Raw genomic sequence first — 4,922 nt, 5'->3', positions numbered from 1 at the left:
GGTAGTCGAGAGGAAGGGGAAGTGGCGGGCAATAGCTTCCTCGGCCTCCTGCGGGCCCATAAGCTCCATCGCGCGCTTTCTCACGACATGCGCGTTGAAGGCCGTGTCGTTGGTGCCGTTGTGGCTGACCAGCGCCATGCCCCCGGTCAGCACGATGGCGGGAAAGCGCTGCGCCATGCCGAAATGGCCGAACTGGTAGATGCTCTTCGAGGGGTGGCGGATCGCGGCCCCGGCGCTCATGAAATCGACGGGCCAGTGGTAGGTCCCCGGGGCGGCGCCGCCGGAGGAGCAGAACATGACGCCGCGCATCGAGAGGGTGAAGATCTCGTGCTCCGGCGCCGCGCTGTCGGCGGCGGCCTTCATGCGCTCGATGAAGTCGATGCAGAGGCCGTCGTCATCGTCGAGGCGGAATTGCAGAACGTCGGGGTAGGACAGCTCCAACTCTCGGAAGACCCGCCGCTGCGCCGCATAGGCGGTGACCGGCTCGAAGAAGCGCAGGCAGACCTGGGGCGCCGCGGCGCAGAGGGCCTTCAGGCGGCGGCGGTAGTCCGGCGGCATCAGTTTCGAGGCCAGGACGATGAAGGTGAACCCCGGGTCGGTCTGGGCCGCCAGCGAGGCGAGGGTGATGTGCTCGAAGCTCTTCAGGCGGGCTTCCAGGCGATCGGGGGCGAAGAGCGCCTTGGCCTGGGCTTCCAGGAAAGCGGCGTCGGGCGTCTGGTCCGGCGTCGCGAATGTCTTCCAGTCGCCTTTGCCGAGGAGGGAGAAGCGGCATATTCCAACAACTTGCATCAATCACCTATGGCTGGTGGGGACTCGGAAGGGTTGGGCAGTCAGCGAGACGCGGATCGGCGCGGCCTGTCGGCCGTCCGGGATGTCCGTTGCAGCAGGGGCGACCCCGGCGGGCCGGGCGTCCCTATGCGGACTCGGGTCCACGGTGGCGGCGGTTATCCCGCGCGGGCTGGTGCTTGTCGGAGGAGGAGGCCGAAAGGGCCGCCGGGCGGCGCTGCCTCTGCGCAGGGAAGCCCGGCCACGCCCGGGGCGAGGCGATCGTTGGATGGCAACATGGAACACTCGTACAACTGATACCGGGACATACGGCCCGACGCCGCGCCGGCTTGTCAATCTGCCGACTTGTCACAGCCCTCTCGCCTCTGGCGGGGAAGAGGCTGCCCGGAGTCCGGGGTTTCGAGCTATTGCGAAGGTTGCGGCCGTTGAAAACGGCTCGCTCGTTGCGCCGCGGCTCATGCTGTCGAAAAAGGGGCAGGGCGGCCGCAGCGGGCAACTGCGTCCGGCCCCCCGCCTCAGATCACCGCCTCGATCAGGAACGGCCCCTTGCGGGCCAGCGCCTGGCGCAGCAGGTCGTCGAAGCGCTCCACTGTGTCGGCCCGCGCCGCTTCGACGCCCATCGCCCCGGCCATCTGCACCCAGTCCAGCGCCGGGTCGTCGAGGTCGAGCATGCGGCGGGCGTTCTCGCCCGCGGGGCCGGCGCCGACGTTCAGCAGCTCGCCGTGCAGGATCTGGTAGCGGCGGTTGGCGAAGACGATGGTCAGGACGTCCAGCCGCTCGCGCGCCTGGGTCCAGAGCCCCTGGACGGTATACATGCCGCTGCCGTCGGCCTGCAGCCCGATCACCTTGCGGTCGGGGCAGGCGACGGCGGCGCCGGTGGCCATCGGGATGCCGTCGCCGATGGCGCCGCCGGTCAGTTGCAGGAAGTCATGCGGGGCCGCGCCATGGGTCATCCGGAAGAAGTCGCGGCCCGAGGTGATCGACTCGTCGCAGACGATGGCGTCTTCGGGCATCGCCCGGGCCAGCGCGAGGGCGATGGCGTCGGGGGGTCAGCGCTCCGCCGGGCAGGTCGGGGCTCAGCCGTGTGGCGGGGCGGGGCGCGGGGGCCGTGCCGACCTCCTCCGCCAGGGCTGTGATCGCCGCGGCGAGGTCGTCGTCGGGGGCGGCGAGCTCCAGCACCGCGCAGGTTTCGGGCAGCATCGAGCCGGGCTTGCCCGGATAGGCGAAGAAGCCGACCGGGGCCTTGGCGCCTATCAGGATCAGCTGCTCGGTGGCGGCGAAGCACTCCAGCGCCTGGTCGATGACATAGGGCACCCGGTCCAGCGCCACCCGTCCGGCGCCGCGCTGCATCCGGCCGTTGGCCTGCTGCGCCATCAGCCGCGCGCCGGTCTTCTGCGCGATGCGGTCCAGAAGCTCGGTCTGCGCCGCGCGCAGGGCGGCGCCGGTGACGAGGATGGTGGTGGACTTACCGTTGCGCAAGGCCTCGGCGGCCCGGCGGACCTGCGCCGCATCGGGCGCGGCGAGGGCGGGAGGGCTGACGACAACCGGCGGCGGCATCGTCGCCTCGGTCCAGGCGGCGTCGGCCGGCAGGATCAGCGTGGCGATGTTGCCCGCGCCGGAGCGGGCGGCGAGGATCGCCTCTTCGCAGCGCGGCCCTACTGTGTCGGCGGTCTCGGCCCGGCCCACCCAATGCGACATCGGCCAGGCCAGCCCCTCGATGTCGGAGGTCAGCGGCGCGTCATGCACGAGGTGATAGGTGGCATGGTCGCCGACTACGTTGACCATCGGCACGCGGGCGCGGCGGGCGTTGTGCAGGTTGGCCAGACCATTGGCCAGCCCCGGCCCCAGATGCAGCAGGGTGACCGCCGGCTTGTCGGCCATCCGGGCATAGCCGTCGGCGGCGCCGGTCACCACGCCCTCGAACAGGCCCAGCACGCAGCGCATCCGCGGCTGGCGGTCGAGCGCCGCCACGAAATGCATCTCGGAGGTGCCGGGATTGGCAAAGCAGGTGTCGATGCCATTGGCCAGCAGGGTTTCGCAAAGGATGTCGGCGCCGTTCATTCTGGTCTCCCGCAGGTCTGGCCCCGGACCGCAGGTGGGCCGGGGCGCGCGGGCAGAGCAAGTCAGCGCCCGGCCCCAGTGTCAAGCACCGGACCGGCCGGGCGCGCCCCTTGGGCGGCCCGGCCCGGCGGTCTCCGACAGCCGGGGGTCCGTCGACGGCGGGATCAGCTGTGGGTGATCTGGGTGCCGAGCACCTTCATGCATTCGCGCATGAAAGCGGCGAGCCCGGTCCAGCCCTTCGCCGAGACCATGGTGCCGTCGACATAGGCCTCGTGCGGCTTCACGTCGATATAGGTGCCGCCGGCGAGGATCACCTCGGGCTCGCAGGCCCCCAGCGCCGCGACCTTCTTGCCGCGGATCACCCCGTCGACCGCAACGAGGATCTGCACCCCGTGGCAGATGGTGAAGATCGGCTTTCCGGTCTCGTGGAAATGCCGCACCATGGCCTGGATGCGCTTGTCGGTGCGGATGTATTCCGGGCCGCGCCCGCCGGCGCAGTAGACCGCGTCGTAATCGTCGAGATTGACCTCGGAGAAGCTCTTGTTGATCTCTGCCAGATGGCCGAAGCGTTCGATATAGGTCTGGTGTCCCTCGAAATCGTGCAGCGAGGTCTGGATCATGTCGCCCTTGTTCTTGTCGGGGCAGATGACGTGGACGGTGTGACCCACGGCTTCCATTCCCTGCTGGAACACGAAGATCTCGTATTCCTCGGTGAACTCGCCGCAGAGCATGAGGATGGTCTTGCCAGGCATTGTGGCCTCTCCTTCTTGGACGGTGGGGCGGAGCGCCCGGTCGCGGGCGCTCCGGAATGTCAGAACGGCGAGTCGGGGAAGTAGAACTGCTCGGCGTTCTCGGGGGTGATCAGCGGCGCGTCGAGTTTGAACGTGCCGCGCATCGGGGCCTGGCCGGTGAACTGGGCCGCGGTCATGTAGATCGCCGACTTGATCATCGACGGCGGATAGGGGGTGGAGATCGGCGTGACCGGGTCGTTGGCCATGACCATCTCGATCACGTCCTTCATGCCGTTGCCGCCGAGCGCATATTTGATCTCGGTGCGGCCGGATTGCTTCACCGCCTCCAGCACGCCCAGCAGCATGTCGTCGTCGTTGGCCCAGACCGCGTCGATCTGCGGGTGCTTGGCCAGGTAGTCCTGCATCAGGCTGAAGGCCTCGTCCTGGTTCCAGTTGGCATATTGGATGTCGAGGATCTCGATGTTGGTGCCCTCGATCACCTCGGTGAAGCCCTGGATGCGCTCGTCGTCGATCACGGTGGGGATGCCGCGCAGCACGACGATCTTGCCCTCGTTGCCGAGCTTCTCCGCCAGCCATTTCGCGGTGTTCGCGCCCACGGCGATGTTGTCGCCGGCGACGTAGAGATCCTGGATCGCCGGGTCGGTCAGGCCGCGGTCGACCACGGCGATGAAGGTGCCGTTCGCCTTCACCTGCTCGACCGGGCCGGTGAGCTCCTCCGAGGTGAAGGGCAGGATGACCAGCGCGTCGAGCGTCTGGCTGGCCGACATGTCCTCCAGCGCCGAGACCTGCGCCGTGGCCGAGGGCGAGGTCTTCACGATCACGTCGATGTTCGGGAAGGCGGCCTCGATCTCCTTTTCCGCCTGTTCGGCGTGATAGACCACCCCGCCGGTCCAGCCATGGGTGGCGGCCGGGATCGACACGGCGATGGTCTTCTTGTCTTGCGCCAGCGCCCCGGTGGCGGCGATGGCGGCAAGGCTGGCCGCCGACAGCAGGCCGAGCGCCCGTCTGGTGATGGTTGTCATTGTCTTTCTCCTCCCAGTGAAAAATCCCTCCGCCTTCTCCGGGCGGTTACTTGATGAAGCGGTGCGCCAGCATGGCCAGGATGATGATCACCCCCTGCACCGCGGCGACGAGGTATTCCGACACCATGTTGGACAGCACCATCAGGTTGGCGATCACCTCGAGGATCAGCGCCCCGGCGACCGTGCCCCAGATCCGCGCCTTGCCGCCGCGCAACAGCGTGCCGCCGATCACCACCGCGGTGATCACCTGCAGCTCCCAGAGCTGGCCGGTGGTCGGCGTCGCCGCGCCGAGCCGCGGGAT

Annotated in this window: 4 protein-coding genes and 1 pseudogene; all 5 read right to left on the bottom strand. The window is 68.7% G+C overall.

The features are described 5' to 3' along the window. On the bottom strand, positions 1–789 hold a 789-nt coding region (locus C5F48_RS21810), incomplete at its 3' end, for a glycosyltransferase (RefSeq protein ID WP_107665852.1). 512 nt (positions 790–1,301) lie between these two features. After that, positions 1,302–2,847 (bottom strand): annotated as a pseudogene (locus C5F48_RS21805) (acetolactate synthase large subunit). Between the two features lie 164 nt (positions 2,848–3,011). Then, positions 3,012–3,599, bottom strand: a complete 588-nt coding sequence (locus C5F48_RS21800) for a DJ-1/PfpI family protein (protein ID WP_107665851.1) — start codon at positions 3,597–3,599, stop codon at positions 3,012–3,014. 59 nt (positions 3,600–3,658) lie between these two features. Next, a complete protein-coding gene (locus tag C5F48_RS21795; RefSeq protein ID WP_107665850.1) occupies positions 3,659–4,621 on the bottom strand; it encodes a substrate-binding domain-containing protein in 963 nt (320 codons plus the stop codon). 46 nt (positions 4,622–4,667) lie between these two features. Next, positions 4,668–4,922, bottom strand: a 255-nt coding sequence (locus C5F48_RS21790) for an ABC transporter permease subunit (RefSeq protein WP_441302625.1), incomplete at its 5' end; no start/stop codon positions are given.

This window comes from Cereibacter changlensis JA139, assembly GCF_003034985.1.
GTDB lineage: Bacteria > Pseudomonadota > Alphaproteobacteria > Rhodobacterales > Rhodobacteraceae > Cereibacter > Cereibacter changlensis.
This window is presented reverse-complemented; position numbering and strand designations above follow the sequence as displayed.